The sequence below is a fragment of the Rhizobium sp. UFLA01-1127 genome (assembly GCF_059803845.1).
Genome location: NZ_JAUQTZ010000016.1, coordinates 1 through 23,396, shown reverse-complemented (window position 1 = coordinate 23,396; position 23,396 = coordinate 1). Strand labels below are relative to the sequence as shown.

Here is a 23,396-nt window from a genome sequence, read left to right as displayed (position 1 = left end):
TTGCGAAATCAGTCGCGCAGCAGCTCGTTGATGCCGGTCTTCGAGCGGGTCTTTTCGTCGACGCGCTTGACGATGACGGCGCAATAGAGGCTCGGGGCCGGCTGGCCGTTCGCCATGGTGTTGCCGCTCGGCAGCGCGCCGGCGACGACGACCGAGTATGGCGGAACCTCGCCATAGGTGATCTCGCCGGTGGCGCGATCGACGATCTTGGTGGATTTGCCGATGAAGACGCCCATGCCGAGCACGGAACCTTCGCGGATGATGCAGCCTTCGACGACTTCGGAGCGGGCGCCGATGAAGCAATTGTCTTCGATGATCGTCGGGCCGGCTTGCATCGGCTCCAGCACGCCGCCGATGCCGACGCCGCCGGAAAGATGCACATGCTTGCCGATCTGGGCGCAGGAGCCGACCGTCGCCCAGGTATCGACCATGGTGCCCTCGCCGACATAGGCGCCGAGATTAACGAAGGACGGCATCAGGATGGCGTTCGGCGCGATATAGGCGGAGTGACGCACGACGGCGTTTGGCACGGCGCGGAAGCCGGCTTCGCGGAAGCGGTTTTCGCCCCAGCCTTCGAATTTCGAGGGAACCTTGTCCCACCAGGTGGCGTTGCCCGGGCCGCCTTCGACGATCTTCATGTCGTTCAGGCGGAAGGAGAGCAGAACCGCTTTCTTGAGCCACTGATTGACCGTCCAGTTGCCGTCCGCACCACGCTCGGCCACACGAACCTTGCCGCTGTCGAGAAGATTGAGCGCCGCTTCGACAGCGTCGCGGACCTCGCCGCGCGTTGACGTGTTCACATTGTCGCGATTGTCAAAGGCAGCCTCGATGGACTTTTCGAGGGAGGCGAGATCGTTAGCGCTCATGGGAATTCCTTAAAACGTCAGTGCCTATCGTGTTTTCCGGAAATGGTCCGGAAACGGTCGATTGGTCCTATAGCATGGAGTTCGAAAATGGAATGTCTTTTCCGCGCCGATTAAGCTTGGAATCAAGGCGTCGCAGGGGCATATGCAAGAGCTTGGCCATTTCTGTCCATTGGCGGGAACGGCTCGTCATGATCTATTCGAAAGGCATGAATAAATGAGCAAGGGGAAGAACGGCAGGCTGAGGCGCAAGGATGGGGTATGGGACCCCTTGAAAACGAGCTCGGCGGACAAGCAGCGAGCCGAATCGGTGCCGCGCACGCCGCAATCGATGTCGCCTTCCTACCGCCTTGCCTATGCGGACGAGGATTTCCTCTGCCGCGAGGAATTGCGGCCGATCCGTCTGCAGCTGGAATTGCTGAAGACCGAAATGTATCTGACCGAGCGCGGCATCACATCGACCGTCGTGATGTTCGGCGGCGCGCGCATTCCAGCGCCCGGTGCCAATGCCTGGGCCGCGCGCAACGATGTGCAGCGCGCCAATCTCGAAGCGGCATCGGTCTACTATGAGGAGGCACGCAAGTTCGCCCAGCTTTGCTCGCGCTACTCCGCCGGGTCCGACTTCCGCGAGTATGTTATCGTCACCGGCGGCGGCCCGGGCGTGATGGAGGCGGGCAATCGCGGTGCGGCCGAAGAAGGTGCACCGTCCATCGGCCTCAACATCGTGCTGCCGCACGAGCAGGCGCCGAATGCTTACGTCACGCCGGATCTCAGCTTCAACTTCCACTATTTCGCGATCCGCAAGATGCACTTCATGGTGCGCGCCAAGGCGATCGCGGTGTTCCCCGGCGGCTTCGGCACAATGGACGAGCTGTTCGAATGCCTGACGCTCATCCAGACCGGCCGCATGGAGCGCCTGCCGCTCATTCTCTTCGGTGAGAAGTTCTGGCGCAGCATCATCAATTTCGAAGCGCTTGCCGAATTCGGCACCATCGCTCCTGACGACGTGAACCTGATCAGCTTCGTCGATACCGCCGACGAGGCATGGAAGATCGTTCAGGATTTCTACGAGCACGATAACGGGCACTGACGACGAAAGGCCCGCCATCGCATGGGCGAGGGCGGGCCTTCGGTCTAGGGAGTATCGCTCGATCGGGCGGGTTTACAGCAGCGGCCGGTTCGGCATGTCGTCCAGCGAGATCACGCCGTCATGGTTGCGATCCATGCGGTCGAAGAGCTTGCTGGCAGCGTCTTCGGCTTCCTGCTTGCTGATCTGGCCGTTCTCATCCTTGTCGATGCGATGGAACAGCATCATGCCTCGCATGAGGCCTGCTTCGTGCATGAAGCGTCCGTGCGGCCTGTGATGGCGCGGGCGCGGGCCGCTATCGCCGTTATTGTCGGCCTGAGCTTGATCCCCCTTGGACTGATCGGCTGGAGCCTGGCTGTTTTGGCTCTGGTCGCCGTCCGCCCTGGCGCGCTCGGCCTTCCACTCCTTGAGGCGTTCCTGGCGGTAGGCGCGCAGCTCGCCGGGCGTGATCTCGCCGTCGTGATTGGTGTCGATCTGGTCGAAGATCTTGTCGACGCCGGTCTTCACTTCATCACGGGTGATCTTGGTGTCGCCGGGCTGGCCGAATTGCTTCAGCATCCGCACATAGACGATTTCCGGTGAAAAGTGCGGTCCGTGCCAACGTCCGCCATGGTGACCGTCCCTTGCTTCGCCGCCTTGGGCAGCCAAGCTTGCCTGAGCGGCAGCGCCCACCAGAAGGGCGGCGGAAAGTCCTGCAAGAAGAATTTTTTTCCCGTTCATCGTTTTTCCTTTCGTGTCGAGGAATGGTCAAACGATACGGCTGGCGGTCGAAAACGACCAATTAAACCTCTGTAACGCGGATGAAACTTTCGTAACCCCATCCTAGAGCATGATGCCGAAAAGTGTGAGCGGTTTTCGGACGACATCATGCTCTATTTCCTTGATTCTAGAGCGGATTCAGATTTTAGGTCGGTCGGACCTAAAATCATCCGGCTCTAATGAAGGGTTAAATCAATGCCTTGAGGAAATGGGTGAGGTCGTCGGTTACATAGTCGATATGATCGTCCTCGCCCGTCGTGCGCTCCCACCACTCGACTACGGTCGTCTCGAGATTTTGAGGCACGAGAAGCACGGTCTTCATGCCGAGCGCCTTGGGTACGGTAAGATTGCGCGGCAGGTCCTCGAACATGACGGCCCTGTTCGTGTCCACGCGATGCAGGCTCATGAATTTGTCGTAGGTGGTGCCGGCGGGCTTCGGCACGTAGTCGGCCGCAACGATATCGAAAATATCGTCGAAGCCGTCGAGGATGCCGAGCGCTCCGGCAGTTGCCTGGGCGTGCTTGACGCTGCCGTTGGTGAAGATGAACTTTCGCCCCGGAAGCGCCTTGATGGCGGCGGCCAGCTCCGGCTGCGGCGTCAGCGCCGAATAATCGATCGCATGGGCCTTTTCCAGGAAATCGTTGGGGTCGATGCCGTGGTGGATCATCAGGCCCTGCAGGGTCGTGCCATGTTCGAGGTAATATTGCTTCTGCAGTTTGCGGGCGTCTTCGCGCTCCATCTGCAGCAGGGCAGCGACATAGGCTGTCATGTTCTTATCGATCTGCGCGAAGAGATCGACGTGATGCGGATAGAGCGTGTTGTCGAGATCGAATACCCAATCGCGAATATGGGAGAAATCGGATGGGTCGGATAGTGTTTTCGTCTTGTCCATGGCGTCTTATGACACGCCCTCTCCCGGGAGGGGAAGGGAAATATTCATGCCGCAACGTGCGGATCATATTAGGGAGATTGCCGCCCACCTCAATGCCCGCTATGATTTTACTATTGATTTTCGGGGTTTTACTCTATTTCACTTGTGAGCAAGGGCTTACGCTCTTTCGGGTCGTGGAGAGGAAATTGCCCGGCCGGGCTTTTCGGAGGGATGCGATGAGTCAGGTGGAAAAGGCGCAGGAATTCGCGCGGCTGCACAAGAAGGGCGAGCCGCTGATCCTTTTCAACATTTGGGACGCGGGATCCGCCAAGGCCGTTACGGAAGCCGGTGCGAAGGCGCTGGCAACGGGAAGCTGGTCGGTCGCCGCCGCCAACGGCTTCAGCGATGGCCAGGCAATTCCGTTATCGCTGCTGGCTGTTACCGCCAAACTGATTTCGGTAACGAGCCCATTGCCTCTGTCGGTCGATTTCGAGGGCGGTTATGCCGTCGAGCCCGAGGAGGTTGCCGCCAATGTCGAAAAGATCATGGATCACGGCGCCATCGGCATCAATTTCGAGGATCAGGTGATCGGCGGCCAGGGCGTCCATCCCATTGAGGTGCAGGCGGCGCGCATCCGCGCCATCCGGGAAATGGCTGATCGCCGCGAGATACCGCTGTTCATCAATGCCCGTACCGATCTTTTCCTGCAGGAAAGCGATACCGCGCATCATCAGATCCTGCTTGACGACGCCTATCGCCGTGCCGATGCCTTCGCCGAAGCAGGCGCCAGCGGCTTCTTCGCGCCGGGGCTCGTCGAGGCCGAATTGATCGGGGCTCTGTGCGAACGCTCCCCATTGCCCGTCAATATCATGGTGCGCCCCGCAACGCCTGATAACGAGACCATGGCTGGCCTTGGCGTCAGCCGCATCAGCTACGGCCCTGCACCCTATCGTTCCGTCATGGGGATGCTGAAGAGCGAGGCCGAAGCAATCTATCGGCCGTCGTGATCGGGCCGTAGGCGCTCCGCAATCGAACTACGGAGGGCCTCTGCATCGAGCTGAACAAGCGTGGTCGTTACGGAACGATCAGCGTGCCGGCGCCGCGCTCGGTGAAGATCTCGAGCAGAACCGAATGGGCCGTCTTGCCGTTGAGGATGACGACGCCCTGAACGCCGGCCTTAATGGCGTCGATGCAGGTCTCGACCTTCGGGATCATGCCGCCGGAAATCGTGCCGTCGGCGATCAGCGCATGGGCCTGCGCCACGGACAATTCCTTGATGAGCTGGCCCTGCTTGTCGAGCACGCCGGGAACATCCGTCAGGAAGAGCAGGCGCGTGGCGCTCAATGCACCGGCGATGGCGCCGGCAAAGGTGTCGGCATTGATGTTGTAGGTCGCGCCGTCGCGGCCGGGAGCGACCGGAGCGATGACCGGGATCATCTCCGATTTGGCGAGCAGGTCGAGCAGCGTCCGGTCCACTTCGACCACCTCGCCGACGAAGCCGAGATCGAGCACGCGCTCGATGTTGGAATCAGGGTCCTTGATGGTCTTGTGCGCCTTTTCGGCGAAGACCATGTTGCCGTCCTTGCCGCAAAGGCCGATCGCCCATTCGCCCGTCTGGTTGATCAGCGCCACGATTTCCTTGTTGATGGAGCCTGCAAGCACCATTTCGACGATTTCGACCGTCTTCTGGTCGGTAACGCGCAGCCCGCCTTCGAACTTCGATTCAATGCCCATCTTCGTCAGCATGGCGCCGATCTGCGGGCCGCCACCATGGACGACGATCGGGTTGACGCCCGACTGCTTCAACAGCGCGATATCGGCGGCGAACGCCTTGCCGAGTTCGACGTTGCCCATGGCATGGCCGCCGTATTTCACGACGATCGTCTTGTTTTCGTAACGCTGCATGTAGGGCAGCGCCTGTGCGAGCAGGTTGGCTTGGAGTTCGCTGTGGGCTTCGGACATGGTGCACCCTTCGGAATTGTTCGCGGCCTTTTATCTCAAGTTTTTGACAGAGGGAATAATGATGTCGGGATTAGTTGATACTATGTCATATTCGCGTCGCCGAAATTGATGCTGCCGGCACGTTGGCCGTGGAGGAGTTTTCTTCTAAAGATGGTATGGCGTCGCAATCGAGGATTTGGATGGCGAACGAAGAGATCGAAGCGCTGATCGGTCGCGTTGCGATGCGCGATCAAAAGGCGTTTGCCGTGCTCTACAAACGCACCAGCTCGAAGCTCCTCGGCGTTAGCTTGCGTATCGTCGGCAATAAAGCGGATGCGGAAGAGATTTTGCAGGAAGTCTATGTCAGGATTTGGCAGCGGGCGGAGCAGTTTGCAGCTTCGGAAGGGCCGGCGATACCCTGGCTGACGGCGATCGCGCGCAATCGAGCCATCGATTTCGTGCGCGCCCGCAAGCCCGTAGCCGACGAAATAGATAGCGCCTATGATCTCGCCGACCTCGAACCGGACCCCGAAGAGCAAGCAATCGTGAAGGGAGAGGGGAGGCGGATTGACAGGTGCATGGAAGAGTTGGAAGCTGATCGTGCGCGGGCGGTTCGCAGCGCCTATGTCGAGGGCTTGAGCTACCAGGAGCTCGCCGACCAGCACGCGGTGCCACTGAACACTATGCGCACCTGGCTGCGCCGAAGCCTGATCAGACTGAGAGAGTGCATGGACCGATGAGTACGCCCGATCAAAGCAAGGGAGGCCGCTCCCGCGACGAAGTCCTGGCCGGAGAATATGTGCTTGGCGTGCTTTCACTGGAGGACCGGCAAAAGGTCGAGCGCCGCATGCGCAGCGACCGCCAGTTTGCCGCCATCGTCAGCCGCTGGGAGCAGAATCTCTCGGAATTCAACGAGGAATATGAAGCGGTGGCACCCGCGGCCGCCGTATTTCCGAAGATCGAAAAGCGGATTTTCGGTGAGGTCGCGCTCGGAGCACATCTCTGGAATTCGCTCATGCTCTGGCGTTCGGTCGCCTTCGGTTCGCTGTTTCTGGCCGTCGGCGTCCTCGTTTTCGCCATCACGAACGAGGGTGCATTAAGGTCTTCCGTCGGCAAGCAGCTGACCGCCTCCCTTTCCGGCCAGAATAGCCCGATCAATCTTCTCGCCAATTATGACGTCGCCAACGGGCGTCTGAAGATAACGCCGGTCGCGGCCGGCAAGCCCGAGGAAAAATCGCTGGAGCTCTGGCTGATTCGAGGCAGCGATCCGGCCGAAGCGCTTGGCGTCCTGCCGCAGACCGGCGATGGCGAAATCGTCCTGCCGCCGGAGCTTCACGCTAAGTTGACCGAGGGCGCGATCATTGCTGTCAGCGTCGAGCCCTTCGGCGGCTCGCCGACCGGCAAGCCGACAGGCGATGTGGTTGCCTCCGGCACGATCCACTTGCCCTGACGAATTTCATCCCGCGAAAAGCAATCGCAGCCGAAACTCTTTGTCCGCGTGCTCCGTATCTCCTTCCGGCCCCGCCTGACGGGGCAACAAAGAGGAATAGGAGACGTTATGATCAGGACCGTATTTCGCATTGCTGCCTCTGCCGCAATGTTGTCAGCCGCAGCCGGCCTTGCCTATGCCAAGGACCCGATGGTGGGTGGTGCTGCGATGTATGCCAGCAGGAACATCGTTCAGAACGCCGTGAATTCCAAGGATCACACGACGCTTGTTACGGCCGTCAAGGCGGCCGGCCTTGTCGATACGCTTGAAGGCAAAGGGCCTTTCACCGTCTTCGCACCGACGAACGAGGCCTTCAAGCAGCTGCCGGCTGGCACGGTCGAAACGCTGCTGAAGCCGGAGAATAAGGAGAAGCTGGTCAAGGTGCTGACCTGCCATGTCGTGGCCGGCGATGACATGGCTGCCGCACTCAGGAAGTGGGCAATGAGCAAAGGCGGCGAATACGATCTGAAGACGGTTGGCGGCTGCACGATAAAGACCATGGACAAGGGCGGCAAGCTGACGCTCACCGACGAAGCGGGCGGTACGGCTCACGTCACCATTGCCGATGTCAAGCAGTCGAACGGCGTGATCCATGTCGTCGACAAGGTGCTGCTGCCAAAGATGTAATTCTCAACAGCGATACGGCCGTCGTCTCCTGATGCGGGATCAGGGACGGCGGCCTCGTTCTGCCGGCATGTGTCAGACCTGAATGCCGGCTGTCAGGCCGATGGCCTCGCGCAGTTCCTGAAGGCCCACGCCCTTTTCCGAGGAAGTGGCGAGGATACCGGGATAGGCGGCGGGGCGCTTGCGGATTTTTTCGGCAGTGTCGGCAAGGAGCTTCGGCAGGCCCGCTTCCTTGATCTTATCGGTCTTGGTGAGCACGATCTGATAGGAAACTGCGGCCTTGTCGAGCAGGTCCAGAACCTCCGCGTCGTTCTTCTTGATGCCGTGGCGGCTGTCGATCAGCACATAGACGCGCTTCAGCGTCGTGCGCCCGCGCAGATAGTCGAATACCAGTTTCGTCCAGGCATCGACCTGATCCTTCGGCGCTTCGGCGTAGCCGTAGCCGGGCATGTCGACCAGAGCCATTGGTGGCAGATCGTCGCCCTCGCCGGAAAAGCCATCGGGAACGAAATAGTTGAGCTCCTGCGTTCGTCCCGGCGTATTCGAAGTACGCGCCAGCCCCTTATGTCCGACCAGAGCATTGATCAGCGACGACTTGCCGACATTGGAGCGGCCGGCAAAGGCAATTTCCGGCGGCCCTTCCGGCGGCAGGAACTTCATCGACGGCACGCCGCGGATGAAGATCCACGGTCGCCCGAAGAGCGGCTTGTCGTCTTTTGTCGTCTGGTCTGCCATTTGCTCGGTCTTTTGCTTGGTCTGATGGTTTGGCTTCAAGGTTTTGCCCATGAAAGTCAAGTTTCGATCAGTCAATCGGCAGCATGAGAGTAAAATCCGCAATTGCTGCACCGCCAATACATCAAAGCCGTGCTAGATCTCGCGCCCATGAAAACCACTACAGAACAGAATTATCGTCGGCGTATTGCCCGGGTCATCGAAGCGATCATGCTCGATCCCACGGCACCTCATTCCGTCGAAAGCCTGGCGGCGATCGCTCACTTCTCGCCATTCCATTTTCACAGGCTCTATCGGGCGATGACAGGCGAAAGCGTTGCCGCCACGATCCGCCGGGTACGGCTTGCGCAGGCCGCCAATCAATTGGCCGCGAGCCCGGCCTCCGTCACCGAGGCGGCGCTTGAGGCGGGCTATGACAGCTCGCAAAGCTTCGCCCGCGCCTTTCGCGGGATGACCGGCTTTACCCCGTCAGCGTTCCAGCTGCAGCAGCAGGCGATCACCGCAAATCTACCCGCCGTTGAGGTAAGTGACCGGGACTCCGCAAAGGTCTTTGGGTTAAGTCATGAAGGGCCGGCCCAAACGATACCGCACACTTTTCGCCGGCTCGCGCAAAGGCTGGCGGAATTCGGCTGCAGCTGGCACGATATGACCCGCGTAGGCATCGGTTCCGGCGACCCCGAACAGGGGGAGGGGTTTTGGTATTTCGCGGGTGTCGTGCTGCCGCCGGATGATGCCGCGACGGAAGGGCTGGAGCAGCGTGATCTGCCCGGTGGCCTCTATGCCTGCTATCGTCTTATGGGGTCGTATACCCTCATTTCTCCGACCTTTCAGACGCTCTTCGGCGGCTGGATGCCGCAGAGCGGCTACGAGCCTGACGACCGCCCGGTGATCGAAGCCTATCTTAACCATCCCGCCAAGGTGATGGAGCATGAAGTAGCCACCGATCTCCTGATCCCGTTGCGTCGTACGGCAGCCTGAGCCGTCTGAATGCAGACTCCCGACTTTACCATGCCGGCCATCAAGGCCGGCGGGTCGGTATCACTTGTCTTTCTCTTGCTTGATTTCGCTCCCGGAGTAGAAAATTCATTTCACGAAGATTGGAATTCTCTTCGCCATAGGCTTGGCTGCCTCGTCAACTCAAGCGGCCGGTCTGGCTTCCATCAAGGTCCCTGAAAGTGCGGACAAGCCGGCCCTGAGCGCCTTTGTCTGGTCGCCCTGCGCGACGCAGCCCGGGGACGTGCAGCTTGGACCGATGACGATGCCCGCGGTCCGCAATTGTCCGATTGACGGAAGCAGGCTGCCACTGGTCATCATCTCGCACGGACATGGCGGCGGCTCCCTCAATCATCACGATGTAGCGGAAACGCTCGCCGATGCCGGTTTTCTGGTGGTCGCGCTCAACCATCCTGGCGATAATTTTTCCGACCTCAGCCGCTCCGGCGATATTTCGATCATGTTTCAGCGGCCACAGGACATCAAGCGGCTTATCGATTTCCTGCTGGGTGACTGGCAGCAGTCGGAAAAGATCGATCCTGACCGCATCGGCTTCTTCGGCTTTTCGCGTGGCGGCTATACGGGGCTCGTGCTTGCGGGCGCGGTCCCGGATCTTCATGATGCGACCGTGCCATGCCCGGAGCCCGCGCCGATCTGCGGCGAGATCCGCCGCAACGAAATACCCGTCGAGCCACTTGCCCGTGACCTGCGCATAAAAGCTTTCGTCCTGGCCGATCCGCTGAGCTTCTTTTCGAAGAAGGAAAGCCTGAGGGCGGTCAATGCACCGATCCAGCTCTGGAGTTCGGAACATGGCGGTGATGGCGTGCTGCCGGAAAATGTCGCGGCACTGGCGGTGAATCTGCCTGACAAGCCGGATTTCCGTGTCGTGCCCGGTTCGGCCCATTTCGCCTTTCTGGCGCCATGCCCACCCGGCCTGGCCAAGTCGCAGTCGGAAATCTGCACGGATCAGTCGGGGTTTGATCGGGCCGCATTTCACAGATTGCTCGATGCCGACGTCCTCGAATTCTTTCGGCGAAACCTCGCATCTGAGCGCAAGAGCTGAGAAGATCGCTGGATCGCCGGCCCTGTTCGCATCGAATGCCAGCCCCAAAAGAGAAGCCCCGCCGAAGCGGGGCTTTTGCTGTCATTTCGATGGAGCCGGTTTTCGTTTGAAGAGGTTCTTCAGATTGTCGAAGAGTTCCACCTTCACGCCATGCCGCTTCATGATGATCGACTGCTGGATCACCGAGAGCGTGTTGTTCCAGGCCCAGTAGATCACGAGACCGGCCGGGAAGCTCGCCAGCATGAACATGAACACCAGCGGCATCCAGTTGAAGATCATCGCCTGGGTCGGGTCCGGCGGCGTCGGGTTCATGCGCATCTGGAAGAACATGGTAACGCCCATGATCAGCGGCCAGACGCCAAGATGCAGGAAGGTCGGGGCCGCAAAGGGCAGCAGACCGAAGAGGTTGACGATCGACGTCGGATCCGGTGCCGAAAGGTCCTGTATCCAGCCGAAGAACGGCGCATGGCGCATCTCGATGGTGATGTAGATCACCTTGTAGAGCGAGAAGAAGATCGGGATCTGCAGGAGCACCGGCCAGCAGCCGGCGATCGGATTGATCTTCTCTTCCTTGTAGAGCTGCATGGTCGCCTGCTGCAGGCCCATGCGGTCGTCGCCGAACTTGGCCTTCAGCTCCTCCATCTTCGGCTGCACGCGCTTCATGTTCGCCATCGAGGCATATTGCCGGCTGGCGAGCGGGAAGAAGAGTGCCTTGACGACGATGGTGGTGCAGAGGATGGCGACGCCGAAATTGCCGAAGTAGCGGAAGAAGAAATCCATCAGCTTGAACATCGGCTTGGTGATGAAATAGAACCAGCCCCAGTCGATCAGACGGTCGAAGCGCGGGATCGAATAGCTGGTTTCGTAGCGGTCGATGACCGGGACTTCCTTGGCGCCGGCGAAGACGAGGTTCTTCAGCTCGATCGACTGGCCCGGGGCGACGGTTACGGCGTCTTCCTTGTAATCGGCCTGATAGCGCGGCGTGCCGTCGGTAAAGTGCGAGAAGCGCGCGTCATAGGCCGTCGATTGCGGCGGCACGATGGTTGCGGCCCAATATTTGTCCGTCATGCCGAGCCAGCCGCCGGTCGCCTTGGCGGGCGTCGTGGCTTCCTTCTCGGTGGACGCGTATTTGGTCTCGATCAGGCCGTCATCGCCGATGACGCCGATGAAGCCTTCATGCAGGACGTAAGCCGACGGCGTCTCGGGCTTGTTGTAGCGGGTGACGCGGCCGTAGCTCGACAGCGCAACCGGCGCTTGGCCGCTGTTGGCGATCTTGTCGCTGATCGTGAACATGTAGCGATCGTCGACCGAAATGGTGCGGGTGAAGGTGATGCCCTTGTCGTTGGTGTAGGAGAGCGTCACCGGCGTCTTGTCGGTGAGCTTGTCGCCGCTTGTAAGCTTCCACACGGTCGAGGGGCCGGGAACTGCGCCGGTCGTGTCGCTGCCGACATAGCCGAGCTCGGTGAAATAGCCGTCCTTGGTATCGGCCGGGCTGAACAGCGTGATGATGGGGCTGCTCTTGTCGACGGTCTCGTGATAGCTCTTGAGACGGAGATCGTCGAGGCGGGCACCCTCCAGGTTGATGGAGCCGGCAAGGGCCGGCGTGTCGATGATGACGCGGGCGGAAGCCGTCTTTTCGACGGATTGGTCACGACTGAGGACCGCAGGCGTCGTCTGGCCGTTTGCCGGCAGCGAACCGTTGACCGCGGTGCCCGCAGGAGCTGGATGCGTCGTCTGGGCCTGCTGCGTCTGCTGGTGCTGCTTGGCGGCCTGTTCGGCCTGGCGCTGCGCTTCGAGGCGCGGGTTCATGTAGAAAAACTGCCAGCCGAGAACGATCAGCACGGACAGTGCAATTGCTATGAAGTAATTGCGGTTGTTTTCCATCATACTTTCCTGGAGCGGTCGTTTTCCGACCGCCGATGTTTCGGCCTGGTTTCGATGCGGCTTACGAGTTCGCTCGCCAGTTTTTCGAAAGGCGCGGTCAGCACCTCGCGTCGCGCGACAACCACATAGTCGTGTCCGGGCTGCATTGCAAATCCGGCGTGAAGCCGCACGGCTTCTTTCAGCCTGCGCCGCATGCGGTTGCGCTCCACCGCGTTGCCATGTTTTTTGGTAACGGTAAAACCGACGCGGGGTTCGGCGTCGGCGAGCTTGCGGTCCAGCATTTCTATGAGGAAGAAGCCGCCTCTGCGCTTCTCGCCTTCGCGGACTGCAAGAAACTGCGGCCGGCTTTTCAGCCGCCCGACAGTCTTTTTGGGTCGTTCATTCGTCAATTTGCCCGCCATCCTGGATCATCGGGCACTTCGGCCCTTAGGCCGAAAGACGCTTGCGGCCGCGGTTACGGCGAGCGGAAAGAACCGCACGGCCGCCCTTGGTGGCCATGCGCGCACGGAAGCCGTGGCGACGCTTGCGGACAAGCTTGGATGGTTGATAGGTACGCTTCATTTATTTGAACACCGCGGAGTGCGGCCCTTCTTGAGCTTTGCTTTGAGTAGCAAGGAGCGTTGTTGATTATGGCGAACGGACTTGGCCTGCAAATGCGGGCTCCATGACCGGACGTGCGCGGGCTTATACGGACCAAGCCTTCGGAAGTCAATTATATGGGCGCAGATTCCTTGAATTCCGGCAAATTCGGCGGTTGTTCGAGGCCCTCGACGACTATTCATTGCTTCTTGCTGCAGATTCATATCCGTGGGGTGAAATTAAGAAATTCGTAAAATATGTAGTAAAACCAATCCGTATATGAGCTGAAAATACTTCAAGCGAACGTTAATGATTTTAGTCGATATCTAACCTAACGCTGGGAACCCATCAATTTGTGGGGGCTGGGATCAGTGTCGGAGGGATATATCGTGAAAATTCGCGGCAAAATTAACCTGCTTGTCTCTGTCATGACCGGAGCAGCGCTTCTGATCGGCGCGACCGCCCTTTATGCGCTGCATCAATACGATCAGAAACTGCAGAGCTACGAGCAGACGGCCGGCCGCGCCTATATGGGCGAGCGCCTGAATCGCTACGTGACCGCGGTCGTCATGGAAGCACGCGGCATCTACGCGGCTGCCTCGGCAAAGGATTCCAAAAGTTTTGCCGATGGGCTGACGGTCGATCTCGACGAGATCGACAAGGTGCTTGCGGCCTGGGCGCCCCTGGTTCCTGACGCGCAGAAGCCGGATTTTGCCAAATTGCAGGCTCGCGCCCAGGAGTTTCGCACCTTTCGCACCGAGACCGCCAGGCTCGGCGTGACCGACGGCCCCGAGGCGGCCGGCAAACAAGGGAACAACGAAGCCAACCGCGCCAATCGCAAGGCCTTCCAGGCCGAGATCGATGCGGTCGTCCAGACGGACAAGGCCGAACTCGCCGCGGCGGAAGCAGAGATCACGACTTTCCACACCAGCATCCTGACGGTCGTCCTCGGCATCATGGTCGCCGGCATTGGCACCGGTATCGGATTAGGCGCCTACATCGGCACCGTTCATCTGAGCCGTCCGATCCGCAAGGTGACCGAGGCGATCAAGAAGGTCGCGGAAGGTCATTTCGATATAGAGGTGCCGTTTGCCGGGCGCCGCGACGAGATCGGCGAAATGGCTGCCGCCGTCGATGTCTTCAAGGAAAACGGCAATGCCGTGCGCCGTATGAATGCCGAGGAAACGGCCATGCGCGCCAAAAGCGACGAGCTTCAGTCGAGCATGTCCCTGGCGGTCTCTGCTGCTGCGGCCGGCGATTTCAGCCGGCGCATCGACAAGGACTATGGCGACGTCAACCTCAATCGCTTCGCCCGCAATGTGAACGAGCTGCTGGTCAGCGTGGATACGGGGGTCGGCGAGGTCCGCCGTGTCATCGCGAGCTTGGCGGAGGGCGATCTGACGCAGGCCATGAAGGGCGAGTTCCAGGGCGCTTTCGCCGAGCTGCAGCAGAACGTCAACACGACGCTCGCAACGCTCAAGAGCACCATGCGCGAAGTGCGGGAGACCACCGGCTCGATCAACTCCAATACCAACGAACTGCGTCACGCGAGCGATGACCTCTCCAAGCGTACCGAACAGCAGGCGGCAGCGCTGGAGGAGACGTCGGCAGCGCTCGATGAGATCACCTCCGTCGTGCAGAATTCGACGGAACGGGCGCGTGAGGCAAGCGTCATGGTCGGCGAAGCGAAGGACGATGCCGCACGCTCCGGCACGGTCGTCCGCAACGCGATCGACGCCATGGGCCGTATCGAGCAGGCATCGGGCGAGATCAGCCAGATCATCGGCGTGATCGACGATATCGCGTTCCAGACCAACCTGCTGGCGCTGAACGCCGGCGTCGAGGCCGCACGCGCCGGTGAAGCGGGTAAAGGCTTTGCCGTCGTTGCTCAGGAAGTGCGCGAACTCGCCCAACGTTCCGCCACGGCCGCCAAGGATATCAAGGCCCTGATCGGCAAGTCCGGTGACGAGGTGCATGTCGGAGTCAAGCTGGTGCAGGCGACGGGGGAGGCGCTGTCCTCCATCGAAGCCAGGGTCCTCAAGATCAACGATCATATCCACTCGATCGCAACGGCAGCGCGCGAGCAGGCAACCGGCTTGTCAGAGGTCAACAAGGCCGTCAACCAGATGGATGAAGTCACGCAGCGCAACGCCGCCATGGTCGAGGAAACCTCGGCTGCGACCCATCGGCTGGCGGCCGAAGCGGATGGTCTTGTCCATCTCGTCTCCCGCTTCAAGGTCGATGCTGTCAATGTTTCGGTGCCGGTGCCCGCGCGTGCCGAAACGCATCGTCCGGCCGCTTCGCCGGCACGAAGCATGATCAACAAGGTCGCAACCGCTTTCGGCGGCGGGGCGCTTGCACCGGCTGCCGCGAGGCAGGGCTGGGAAGAATTCTGATCTTGCAGATATGAGGTCGGCTCGGTGAGGCTGGTTGCAGCGCCTGAGCGCCGCTGCCGGCCTTCTTCTTTTTCAAAATCCTCGGCCGATTGGAAAAAAGCCCACAATCGCCTATTATTTAGTTTCGACCAGATTGCATCAAGTCGCTTTCCAGCGAAGCGGGACAATTGAAATGGACAGTGGGCAGGACAAGGGCGCCGCAAAGGACGGCAAGGTCGAGAAGGGCCGCCTGTCCCAGTTTTGCCGTCCGACAGGCATCTTCGGCGGCCTTTCGGGTAAGCTCCTCGTCCTCACCGTCGTTTTCATTTCGCTGGCGGAAGTGCTGATTTTCGTGCCGTCCGTCGCCAATATGCGGTTGCGCTGGCTGGAGGATCGGCTGAACACTGCCGCAGCCGCCGCTATCGTCATCGACGGCCTGCAGCCGGCCGAACTGCCGCGCGCGCTGCAGAAGGAAACGCTGATGGCGACGGGCACGCGGGCCATCGTTCTGCGCAAGGACGGCACGTCACGCCTGCTGGCAACAGCCGAGATGCCGGCTTCCGTCGATGAGAAATACGACCTCGGCGACGTGTCTCAGCTCACCGCGATCAAGGATGCGCTGGATACGCTGCTGTTCGGCGGCAACCGCATCATCCGCGTTTTCGGTCCGGTCGGCGGCGACGCCAATACGGGCATCGAGGTGGTGCTGAAGGATACCCGCCTGCGCAATGCGATGCTCGCCTATTCGACCAGCGTGTTCTTCGTCTCCATTCTGATCTCGCTGTTCACTGCGACGCTGATCTTCTTTGCCATCAACCGCATGATGATCCGCCCGATCCGCCGGCTGACGGACAGCATGCAGGCCTATGCGGACGATCCGGAAGATCCCGGCCGTATTCTTGCGCCGGATAAGGGGCGTGACGAGCTTGCAGTGGCCGGCCGGCATCTCGCCGCGATGCAATCGCAATTGCAGAAGACGCTGAAGCAGCAGAAGAACCTGGCGGCGCTCGGCCTTGCCGTGTCGAAGATCAATCACGATATGCGCAATATCCTCTCTGCCGCCCAGCTGATGTCGGATCGCCTGGTCGATGTCGACGACCCTATGGTCAAGCGTTTCGCGCCGAAGCTGCTGCGCACCATCGATCGCGCCGTCGGCTATACGACCGAGGTCCTCTCCTATGGCCAGACCTCCGAATCGGCGCCGCGCCGGCGCAAGATCCGCATATTAGAGCTGATCGAAGAGGTGCGCGATATCCTGGCGATCGATCCGGATAGCGGCATCGAGTTCGTCGAGCAGCTCAGCCCCGATCTGGAGGTCGATGCCGACAGCGAGCAGCTCTTCCGCGTGATCCACAATCTCTGCCGGAATGCCCATCAGGCATTGATCGCTTTCAGAGAGGCCGAGCCCGATAGCGTCAGGCGGATTACGGTTTCGGCGCATCGGATCGGCAGCGTTGTCAGCATCACCATCGATGACACCGGGCCTGGCATGCCGAAAAAGGCGCGTGAAAATCTCTTCACGGCTTTCCGCGGCTCGGCCCGCTCCGGCGGCACGGGCCTTGGCCTGGCGATCGCCCGTGAACTCGTGCTTGCCCATGGCGGCACCATTGCGCTCGTCGAAAAGCCGGCTGCCGGCACCCAGTTCCGCATCGAAATTCCCGACCGCCCGGTATCGCTCGACGATTATCGCAGCAGAAGCTTGCAAGAAAGCTGATGGTTTTCAGCCACTTGACGTCGATATGCACGAAAATTGCGATCTTTTTCAGAAATCCACTTGCATTCCCTCAAGGGACGCTTTAGAGAACCGCCCACGCCAACGGTTTCTTCCGTTTCGGCCACGCACCCGTAGCTCAGCTGGATAGAGCACCAGACTACGAATCTGGGGGTCAGGAGTTCGAATCTCTTCGGGTGCGCCATTTCATTCATGTAGATTTTGACTTGCCTATCGGCCTTGGTGCCGGCGTATTAGTTCGCTTGGGACGTTCGACGTCTGGCGCATGCAGCTAGGCATTCTGACCCTTCTCCGCGTTAGGGCATTTCTGCTTTCCTTCGAATCGCGAAAACTTCTTATCCTTTCGTTCTTACGCGGTTCCGGGCAGAAAACGCACTTTTCCTAAAGTGGCGCTAATCAGCCCTCACGCTTGGCTTCCGCTCCATGATCCGTCGCCAGCGGCAATTCCGGCAGGAAGAGCAGTGCGAGGAGCGCCAATGCCACGATGGCTGTGCCCGTTGCAAAGGTCATGGCAATCGCATGACGATAGAGGGCTATCGCCGCGGCATGGGCCTCGGGGGAGGCGGTGGCGAGCCGTTTCATGCCGGCTTCGGTCAAGGACGCTACATGCATCCCATCCAGTGCGCCGGCGGTCTGGACGCGATAGGCGAGGATTGCGCCGGAGCCGGTGACGCCGATGAGGCCGCCGAGCGAGCGGAAGAAGGCAAGCGTCGCCGTGCCCACGCCGCGGTGGGCAAGAGGCAGGGCATTCTGCACCGCGATCGTCATGGTGGGCATGACGAGGCCAAGGCCGAGGCCGAGGGCAAAAATGGTCGGCTCGATGGTCCAGAATCCCCGGCTGGCAGCTGCGGCCCAGGCGAGCACCGCAAAGGCGGCCGTCGCAAGGCTCAGGCCGCAGATCTGCGCCGGCTTGTAGCGCCCGAAGCGATGCAGCAGCACGCGCCCATTGACCATGGAGGAGATGACGACGCCGATCATCAGCGGGCCTGTGAGCAGGCCGGAATGCGAGGCGCTGACTCCCATGACCATCTGGAAGAACAGCGGAAAAAAGAGGCTTGCCCCCAGCATGCCCATGAAAGTCAGGGCGAGCACGATGCAGGCGATGACGAAGAGCCGGTTGCGGAAGAGATCGGGCGGCAGCACCGGCTCCGGCACGCGCCGGATATGCAGAATGAAGAAGACGAAGAGAACGAGCGCAAGCGCGGAAAGGCCGAAAATCTGGGGCGAGTTCCAAGCCCATTCGTTGCCGCCGAGCGCGAGCACCAGCAGGAAGCTGGTCGTACAGCTCGTCAGCAGGGCCGCACCGAGATAGTCGATGCGGCGGCTGCGAGCATGGTGCGGCCGCTTCAGCGCCCGGCCGATCATGACGAGGGCGACGGCGCCGATCGGCAGGTTGACGTAGAAGATCCAGTGCCACGACAGGAGATCGGTGATGACGCCGCCGGCGATCGGACCGATGACGCTGCAGACGGCGAAGACGGCCGCGATCGAACCCTGATTGCGGCCGCGTCTCGCCGGCGGCACGATGTCGCCGATGATGATCTGCGCCAGCGGCAGCAACCCGCCGGCGCCGATGCCCTGGATCGCCCGGAAGATGATGAGCTGCATCAGCGTCTGCGCCATGCCGCTCAGCACCGAGCCGAGAAGGAAGATGAGGATCGCCGCGTAGATCATCGGCTTGCGGCCGTATTGGTCGCTGAGCTTGCCATAAAGCGGCATGGTGCTGGTCGAGGCGAGCACATAGGCGCTGACGACCCAGGAGAGATGCGTCAATCCGCCGAGATCGCTGACGATGCGCGGCAGCGCGGTCGCAACGATGCTCTGGTCGATCGCCCCGAGGCCGAGAACGATCATCAGACCGAGTATGACGGCGCGGATCTCGCGACGATCCGGCGGGTCGCCTGCCGCGGGAGCGGATGGCGGGACGGTATCCAGGCGAGCCGTATTCATTGTCCGATCTCCATGAGCGGCGCGATTGCGGCGCGGATAGCGTCACGCTGCGCGGGCGAAAGTTTGCCGAGTTCGAAAGCGAGCCAGTCGGTTCTGCGCTGTTTCAGACGGCGGATGACCTCCTCCCCCTTCTCCGTCGCCACAAGGCCGATGCGGCGCCGGTCGCTTGGATCCGGCTCCGAACGGGCAATAAGGCCGTCCCGCTCCATGGCCTTCACATGGCCTGAAATCGTCGGTCCGCGCAGCCTCTCCATCCGCGCCAGCTCGACAACGCCGATGCCTGGCTGGCGCATGATGGCGGCAAGCAGCAGGGCATGCAGCGGCGACGGCCCGGCTTCGTCGCTCTCGCGGCGCAATTGCCGGTACAGGCGATGGAGTGCGGGGCGCAGCGCCTCGGCCAGTTCATAGGCATCTTCGATCACATGAGGGCGGTCGACTTTGCTCATAGGGCCTCGCGGGGAATATGTAGGTAGGCTTTCTATCTATCGCGCCGGATGTACTTGCGCAAGCATTGAAATCCCTCTCTCCGTTCTGCGGGGAGGGATTTGTTACAGGGGCGTAGAGGGAAGGAGCATCGTCAACCCGTCAACAGCTCCGAGGCACTCCGTAGCCGCCGGCAGATCGGCTGATCACGGGCATGAGCGGCGATCGCGGCGCGCACCGACAGCTCTTTGAGTTCGTAGAAACCGTATTTCGGTCCGTACATGGTGTCGCCCGTATTTTGGCAAGCGCCTCTTTGGCCCCGGCGTCGGTGCAAGAGGCAATGACGGCTCTTGCACCAGCCTGGCATCGCGGAACCCCTGCGAGAGATTTGGCGTTGCCTATTGCGCCCGGCCGCTTATACGCTGAGTGCAAGTTTGCAATAAATGAGAATTCATATCCGGCAAGACTGCCGAAATGCCTGCATATCAATGATTTTCGGTGCCTGACGCCATGGCATGCCTTTGAATTGCCATGCTGCTCAGCCCACATCTCGCCACATTCGATACCGTAGCCGAAGATTGGATTCGCGGAATGACGACAAAAACCTCATGCGCTGATTTTGTGCGGTTTTTCCGCTCCTGGGTGAGCGATCCGATGCGGGTTGCGGCGGTCGCGCCGTCGAGCGAGCGGCTGGCCAGGTTGATGACACAGGAGATCGAGCCGCTGACGGGTCCGATCCTTGAGCTTGGACCGGGAACCGGTGTGTTCACACGGGCTTTGCTGGCGCGTGGTATTCCGGAAAGCGCATTGACGCTCGTTGAGTTCGGCGAAGAGTTTGCCGTTCGCCTGCGCGGGCGTTTTCCCGAGGCGCGGGTGGTGCAGATGGATGCGGCGCAGCTCGCCCAGTGCGGCCTTTTCGACGATGCTCCCTTCGGTGCCGTCGTCAGCGGTCTGCCGCTGCTGTCCATGCCGCCTGAGAAGGTCGCGGCCATCGTCGGAGGTGCCTTCGAGGCGATGAAGCCGGGCGGCGCCTTCTATCAGTTCACCTACGGTCCGCGCTGTCCGGTGCCGAAGCTGGTTCTCGAGAGCCTCGGGCTGAAGGGAACGCGGATCGGCAGCACGGTGCGCAATATTCCGCCCGCCGGCGTCTACAGGATATCGCGGCAAAACCCGCTGGAGCTCCCGATTGCCGGTTCCAAATATCGTGGTGCGGGAGACAGCGCCGGAATAAGCGCTTAGAGCATCCGCGTTTCCTCGAAGCGCGAAAACGCTCTATCCTTTTGTTTTTGCGCAATTCCGGACGGAAGCTGCTGCGCACTTTTCCTGGAGTTGCCCCAGGCGCTGGAGCCGGCTAGCTGGTGTGGAGGCGCCGCGTGACGGATGCGGAACGGGGCAAGGATAGCGGATGGCAAAGAAGCATGATGCCGATGTCGCGGTGAAGGAAGGCCGGCGTGCGCGCAAGCGCCGCCAGACCCGCGAGCGCATCGGTGCATTGTATATGCTGCGCTGCGACCCATCTAATATCGGATCGCGACAGCATCTCTCCCTCGCGAAGCCCTCGATTTATCCGTCACATCCCGGCTCCTCCACGGATGCCGAAATGCCAGATCCATTTCAGATCAGCAAAAGGGACCAGAACCATGTCAGAATTCGACGCAGCCAAGTCCGGTCAGTTCAAGATCGGCGGTGACCTCCCCGTCTATCGCCTCGGTTTCGGCGCCATGCGCATCACCGGCGCAGGTATCTGGGGTGAACCGGAGGATCGCGACGAAGCCGTCCGCACGCTGAGGCGTCTGCCGGAGCTCGGCATCAATTTCATCGATACGGCCGATTCCTATGGCCCTGACGTGTCGGAACGTCTGATCAAGGAGGCGCTCCACCCCTATGGCCACGGTCTTGTCGTCGCGACCAAGGGCGGGCTCACCCGCACCGGCCCGAACGTTTGGGTGCCTCTGGGCCGCCCCGAATATCTGATCCAGCAGGCGCACAAGAGCCTGCGCAATCTCGGCGTTGGCCGCATCGATCTCTGGCAGTTGCACCGAATCGACTCCAAGGTGCCGGCGGCCGAGCAGTTCGATGCCGTGAAATCGCTGTTGAACGACGGCATCATCCGTCATGCGGGTTTGAGCGAAGTCTCCGTTGCCGACATCGAGGCAGCTTCGAAGCATTTCAAGGTCGTGACGGTGCAGAACCGCTACAATCTCGTCGATCGTACTAGCGAAGACGTGCTCGACTATTGCGAAAAGCACGGCATCGGCTTCATTCCCTGGTTCCCGCTGGCCGCCGGCGATCTCGCCAGGGAAGGTTCGCTGCTCGATACCATCGCGAAAAAACACAATGCCGCCCCGAGCCAGATCGCTCTTGCCTGGGTGCTGAAGCGCAGTCCCGTCATGCTGCCGATCCCCGGAACGGGCAAGGTCAGGCATCTCGAGGAAAATACTGCGGCGGTCGATATTGTCCTTTCCGACGAGGAGTTTGCCGCGCTGGACGCAGAGGGCAGGAAGGCGTTCAAGGCAGCCTGAGCCGGAAAACGTCCGGCCGGCGGAGGTGGCCCGCCGGCCGGATTGCCAGCAAGAGGCATTCCAATGCAAAAATGCCGATCACGATCATGTGAATCTCGGGATCTGGGCAAATAACGACTGTAAAATAGGCGTTGAAAGCCTTGAAATGCCGCTGCTATGCGTAATTTCCGGCATCTGCGACAAAAGCAATGCATTGGATGCATTGCTGCATTGCGAAAGCTGGTCTGTTCATCCTGTCCCTCTCGTTATATCTAATCCCTCGAAGGCAGCGCACTCCTCCTCCCAGCGCTCCTTCAATGATTGGCAACACTCCTCCTCCTCCCAGTTGCCAATCCGGATCAAGAGCCCGATGCATCCTCTTCCCGCATCGGGCTCTTTTTTATTTTCAGCCACGATCGGTGACCTGCGGTATCGGACGATTGCGTTGCGTCTTTGCAATGCTTTCGCAAATTAGCATTGCGTCATGAGACAGCGGGCTGCTGGAGTCGCTTGCGTGGCGGGTATCCACGCGTAGAGTAGCGCGGCTTTCTGGCGGTAATGAGAGGTTGCATGATGCAGCGCGTGGCGGATTCCGGCCGATGGGGAAGAGTGTTTTTCCGAACTGTCGCCGTGGCCGCGACTTTGTCGCTGGCCGCATGTGGTCGTCCCATCGGAGTCATGCAGCCCGTCAGTGAAAATGTGCCGGGCACGTCGAAGGTCGATCTTCTCGTTGCGACGACACGCCTGCCGGACAAGGACCCGGCCATTCTGTTTTCGGGCGAGCGGGGATCCGGGCTGAAGGTGGATGCCGTCAGCGTCTCCATTCCGCCAGAGGCCAATCGCAAGGTCGGCCAGGTGCAATGGCCGAGCCGCCTGCCGGGCAATCCACTGAAGAATTTCGTCACGATCGCCGTCAAGCCGCTGGCGACCGAAGCGGACGGCCGAGGCTGGCTGCATGCGGAATTGCCGAAGAACAGGCGGGTGCTGATCTTCGTGCATGGTTTCAATAATCGCTATGAAGACGCGGTCTATCGCTTTGCACAGATCGTTCACGATTCCCACGCCGAGGTCGCGCCGATCGTGTTCACCTGGCCGTCGCGCGCCAGCATCTTCGATTATGCCTATGACAAGGAAAGCACGAACTATTCGCGAGACTCGCTCGAGGAATTGTTGCGCCGGGTTGCCGCCGATCCCGCCGTGGGCGATATCACCGTCATGGCGCATTCCATGGGTAGCTGGCTTGCGGTCGAATCGCTGCGGCAGATGGCAATCCGCAACGGCCGCGTCGCACCGAAGATCAAGAATGTCATGCTGGCGTCACCCGATCTCGACGTTGATGTCTTCGGACGGCAGTTCGCGGCACTTGGCAAGGACAAACCGCATTTCACGCTGTTCGTCTCGCGTGACGACCGCGCGCTATCCCTGTCGCGGCGCATTTCCGGCAATATCGACCGCCTCGGCCAGATCGATCCCGCCGCCGAACCCTACCGCAGCGAGCTGGAAAAGCAGTGCATCGCCGTACTCGATCTC

The 23,396-nt window shown here is 60.6% G+C and carries 24 protein-coding genes and 1 tRNA gene; 14 read left to right on the top strand and 11 right to left on the bottom strand.

The genetic code is table 11. The features are described 5' to 3' along the window. Positions 1-8 precede the first annotated feature (8 nt). Positions 9-866 carry a 2,3,4,5-tetrahydropyridine-2,6-dicarboxylate N-succinyltransferase gene (gene dapD / locus Q4Q11_RS06110; RefSeq protein ID WP_112506346.1) on the bottom strand — a complete coding sequence of 286 codons (858 nt, stop codon included), beginning with the start codon at positions 864-866 and terminating at the stop codon, positions 9-11. 214 nt (positions 867-1,080) lie between these two features. Between dapD and Q4Q11_RS06105 the strand changes: the two genes are divergently transcribed. Continuing rightward, complete coding sequence (locus Q4Q11_RS06105) at positions 1,081-1,953, top strand: LOG family protein (protein WP_498568933.1); 873 nt, start codon at positions 1,081-1,083, stop codon at positions 1,951-1,953. Positions 1,954-2,025: 72 nt separating this feature from the next. Here Q4Q11_RS06105 and Q4Q11_RS06100 read toward each other — a convergent pair whose 3' ends face one another. Then, complete coding sequence (locus Q4Q11_RS06100; protein ID WP_113213954.1) at positions 2,026-2,670, bottom strand: calcium-binding protein; 645 nt, start codon at positions 2,668-2,670, stop codon at positions 2,026-2,028. 226 nt (positions 2,671-2,896) lie between these two features. Beyond that, a complete protein-coding gene (locus Q4Q11_RS06095; RefSeq protein ID WP_112506353.1) occupies positions 2,897-3,601 on the bottom strand; it encodes a pyrimidine 5'-nucleotidase in 705 nt (234 codons plus the stop codon). Positions 3,602-3,816: 215 nt separating this feature from the next. Between Q4Q11_RS06095 and Q4Q11_RS06090 the strand changes: the two genes are divergently transcribed. Further along, entirely contained in the window at positions 3,817-4,587 is a 771-nt protein-coding gene (locus tag Q4Q11_RS06090; protein ID WP_113223036.1) for an isocitrate lyase/PEP mutase family protein, read from the top strand. Positions 4,588-4,654: 67 nt separating this feature from the next. On the opposite strand, the gene argB is transcribed toward Q4Q11_RS06090, so the two are convergent. Continuing rightward, positions 4,655-5,542, bottom strand: a complete 888-nt coding sequence (gene argB, locus Q4Q11_RS06085) for an acetylglutamate kinase (RefSeq protein ID WP_112506358.1) — start codon at positions 5,540-5,542, stop codon at positions 4,655-4,657. Between the two features lie 179 nt (positions 5,543-5,721). Here argB and Q4Q11_RS06080 point away from each other — a divergent pair, with 179 nt between their 5' ends. The 3 genes from Q4Q11_RS06080 to Q4Q11_RS06070 all read left to right on the top strand — a co-directional run bounded on the left by Q4Q11_RS06080 (position 5,722) and on the right by Q4Q11_RS06070 (position 7,637). Next, a complete protein-coding gene (locus Q4Q11_RS06080; RefSeq protein ID WP_113223035.1) occupies positions 5,722-6,261 on the top strand; it encodes a sigma-70 family RNA polymerase sigma factor in 540 nt (179 codons plus the stop codon). Then, positions 6,258-6,971, top strand: coding sequence for an anti-sigma factor (locus Q4Q11_RS06075; protein ID WP_498568932.1), 714 nt, complete (start codon positions 6,258-6,260; stop codon positions 6,969-6,971). The genes Q4Q11_RS06080 and Q4Q11_RS06075 overlap by 4 nt, the downstream gene beginning before the upstream one ends. Before the next feature lie 108 nt (positions 6,972-7,079). Beyond that, positions 7,080-7,637 carry a fasciclin domain-containing protein gene (locus Q4Q11_RS06070; protein WP_498568931.1) on the top strand — a complete coding sequence of 186 codons (558 nt, stop codon included), beginning with the start codon at positions 7,080-7,082 and terminating at the stop codon, positions 7,635-7,637. A 72-nt stretch (positions 7,638-7,709) separates the two neighbouring features. Here Q4Q11_RS06070 and yihA read toward each other — a convergent pair whose 3' ends face one another. Beyond that, positions 7,710-8,369 (bottom strand): ribosome biogenesis GTP-binding protein YihA/YsxC, encoded by a 660-nt coding sequence (gene yihA / locus Q4Q11_RS06065; protein WP_113214004.1) that lies wholly within the window; start codon positions 8,367-8,369, stop codon positions 7,710-7,712. A gap of 147 nt (positions 8,370-8,516) precedes the next feature. Here yihA and Q4Q11_RS06060 point away from each other — a divergent pair, with 147 nt between their 5' ends. Both Q4Q11_RS06060 and Q4Q11_RS06055 read left to right on the top strand, forming a co-directional pair. After that, the gene (locus tag Q4Q11_RS06060) at positions 8,517-9,344 is read left to right on the top strand and encodes an AraC family transcriptional regulator (protein ID WP_498568930.1); all 828 of its coding nucleotides are present in this window, start codon (positions 8,517-8,519) and stop codon (positions 9,342-9,344) included. Positions 9,345-9,618: 274 nt separating this feature from the next. Beyond that, positions 9,619-10,422 (top strand): alpha/beta hydrolase family protein, encoded by an 804-nt coding sequence (locus Q4Q11_RS06055; protein WP_498568929.1) that lies wholly within the window; start codon positions 9,619-9,621, stop codon positions 10,420-10,422. Between the two features lie 81 nt (positions 10,423-10,503). On the opposite strand, the gene yidC is transcribed toward Q4Q11_RS06055, so the two are convergent. From yidC to rpmH, 3 genes are read right to left on the bottom strand one after another with little or no spacing between them, the layout of a single operon-like run. Next, complete coding sequence (yidC, locus tag Q4Q11_RS06050; RefSeq protein ID WP_498568928.1) at positions 10,504-12,306, bottom strand: membrane protein insertase YidC; 1,803 nt, start codon at positions 12,304-12,306, stop codon at positions 10,504-10,506. Next, positions 12,306-12,707 (bottom strand): ribonuclease P protein component, encoded by a 402-nt coding sequence (rnpA, locus tag Q4Q11_RS06045; protein WP_112506372.1) that lies wholly within the window; start codon positions 12,705-12,707, stop codon positions 12,306-12,308. Before rnpA ends, yidC begins: the two co-directional genes overlap by 1 nt. Before the next feature lie 25 nt (positions 12,708-12,732). Further along, the gene (rpmH, locus tag Q4Q11_RS06040) at positions 12,733-12,867 is read right to left on the bottom strand and encodes a 50S ribosomal protein L34 (RefSeq protein WP_041677194.1); all 135 of its coding nucleotides are present in this window, start codon (positions 12,865-12,867) and stop codon (positions 12,733-12,735) included. Between the two features lie 407 nt (positions 12,868-13,274). On the opposite strand from rpmH, the gene Q4Q11_RS06035 reads away from it, so the two are divergent. The 3 genes from Q4Q11_RS06035 to Q4Q11_RS06025 all read left to right on the top strand — a co-directional run bounded on the left by Q4Q11_RS06035 (position 13,275) and on the right by Q4Q11_RS06025 (position 17,176). Further along, on the top strand, positions 13,275-15,281 hold the full coding sequence (locus tag Q4Q11_RS06035; protein WP_112506764.1) for a methyl-accepting chemotaxis protein: 2,007 nt from the start codon (positions 13,275-13,277) through the stop codon (positions 15,279-15,281). Between the two features lie 172 nt (positions 15,282-15,453). After that, the gene (locus tag Q4Q11_RS06030; protein ID WP_113214002.1) at positions 15,454-16,974 is read left to right on the top strand and encodes a sensor histidine kinase; all 1,521 of its coding nucleotides are present in this window, start codon (positions 15,454-15,456) and stop codon (positions 16,972-16,974) included. A 125-nt stretch (positions 16,975-17,099) separates the two neighbouring features. Further along, positions 17,100-17,176: transfer RNA gene (locus tag Q4Q11_RS06025), tRNA-Arg, on the top strand. Between the two features lie 212 nt (positions 17,177-17,388). Here the strand turns inward: Q4Q11_RS06025 and Q4Q11_RS06020 are convergent. From Q4Q11_RS06020 to Q4Q11_RS06010, 3 genes are all read right to left on the bottom strand, one after another. Then, positions 17,389-18,942 carry an MDR family MFS transporter gene (locus tag Q4Q11_RS06020; RefSeq protein ID WP_498568927.1) on the bottom strand — a complete coding sequence of 518 codons (1,554 nt, stop codon included), beginning with the start codon at positions 18,940-18,942 and terminating at the stop codon, positions 17,389-17,391. Then, entirely contained in the window at positions 18,939-19,388 is a 450-nt protein-coding gene (locus Q4Q11_RS06015) for a MarR family transcriptional regulator (RefSeq protein ID WP_112506378.1), read from the bottom strand. Before Q4Q11_RS06015 ends, Q4Q11_RS06020 begins: the two co-directional genes overlap by 4 nt. A 131-nt stretch (positions 19,389-19,519) precedes the next feature. Continuing rightward, positions 19,520-19,648 carry a hypothetical protein gene (locus Q4Q11_RS06010; protein ID WP_498568926.1) on the bottom strand — a complete coding sequence of 43 codons (129 nt, stop codon included), beginning with the start codon at positions 19,646-19,648 and terminating at the stop codon, positions 19,520-19,522. Between the two features lie 308 nt (positions 19,649-19,956). On the opposite strand from Q4Q11_RS06010, the gene Q4Q11_RS06005 reads away from it, so the two are divergent. From Q4Q11_RS06005 to Q4Q11_RS05990, 4 genes are all read left to right on the top strand, one after another. Beyond that, the gene (locus Q4Q11_RS06005) at positions 19,957-20,604 is read left to right on the top strand and encodes a class I SAM-dependent methyltransferase (RefSeq protein WP_498568925.1); all 648 of its coding nucleotides are present in this window, start codon (positions 19,957-19,959) and stop codon (positions 20,602-20,604) included. A 166-nt stretch (positions 20,605-20,770) separates the two neighbouring features. Continuing rightward, positions 20,771-21,055, top strand: a complete 285-nt coding sequence (locus Q4Q11_RS06000; protein ID WP_498568924.1) for a hypothetical protein — start codon at positions 20,771-20,773, stop codon at positions 21,053-21,055. Further along, positions 21,006-21,887 carry an aldo/keto reductase gene (locus Q4Q11_RS05995; protein WP_498568923.1) on the top strand — a complete coding sequence of 294 codons (882 nt, stop codon included), beginning with the start codon at positions 21,006-21,008 and terminating at the stop codon, positions 21,885-21,887. The genes Q4Q11_RS06000 and Q4Q11_RS05995 overlap by 50 nt, the downstream gene beginning before the upstream one ends. A gap of 549 nt (positions 21,888-22,436) precedes the next feature. Then, the coding region (locus Q4Q11_RS05990) for an alpha/beta hydrolase (protein WP_498568922.1) at positions 22,437-23,396 on the top strand (960 nt) is incomplete at its 3' end.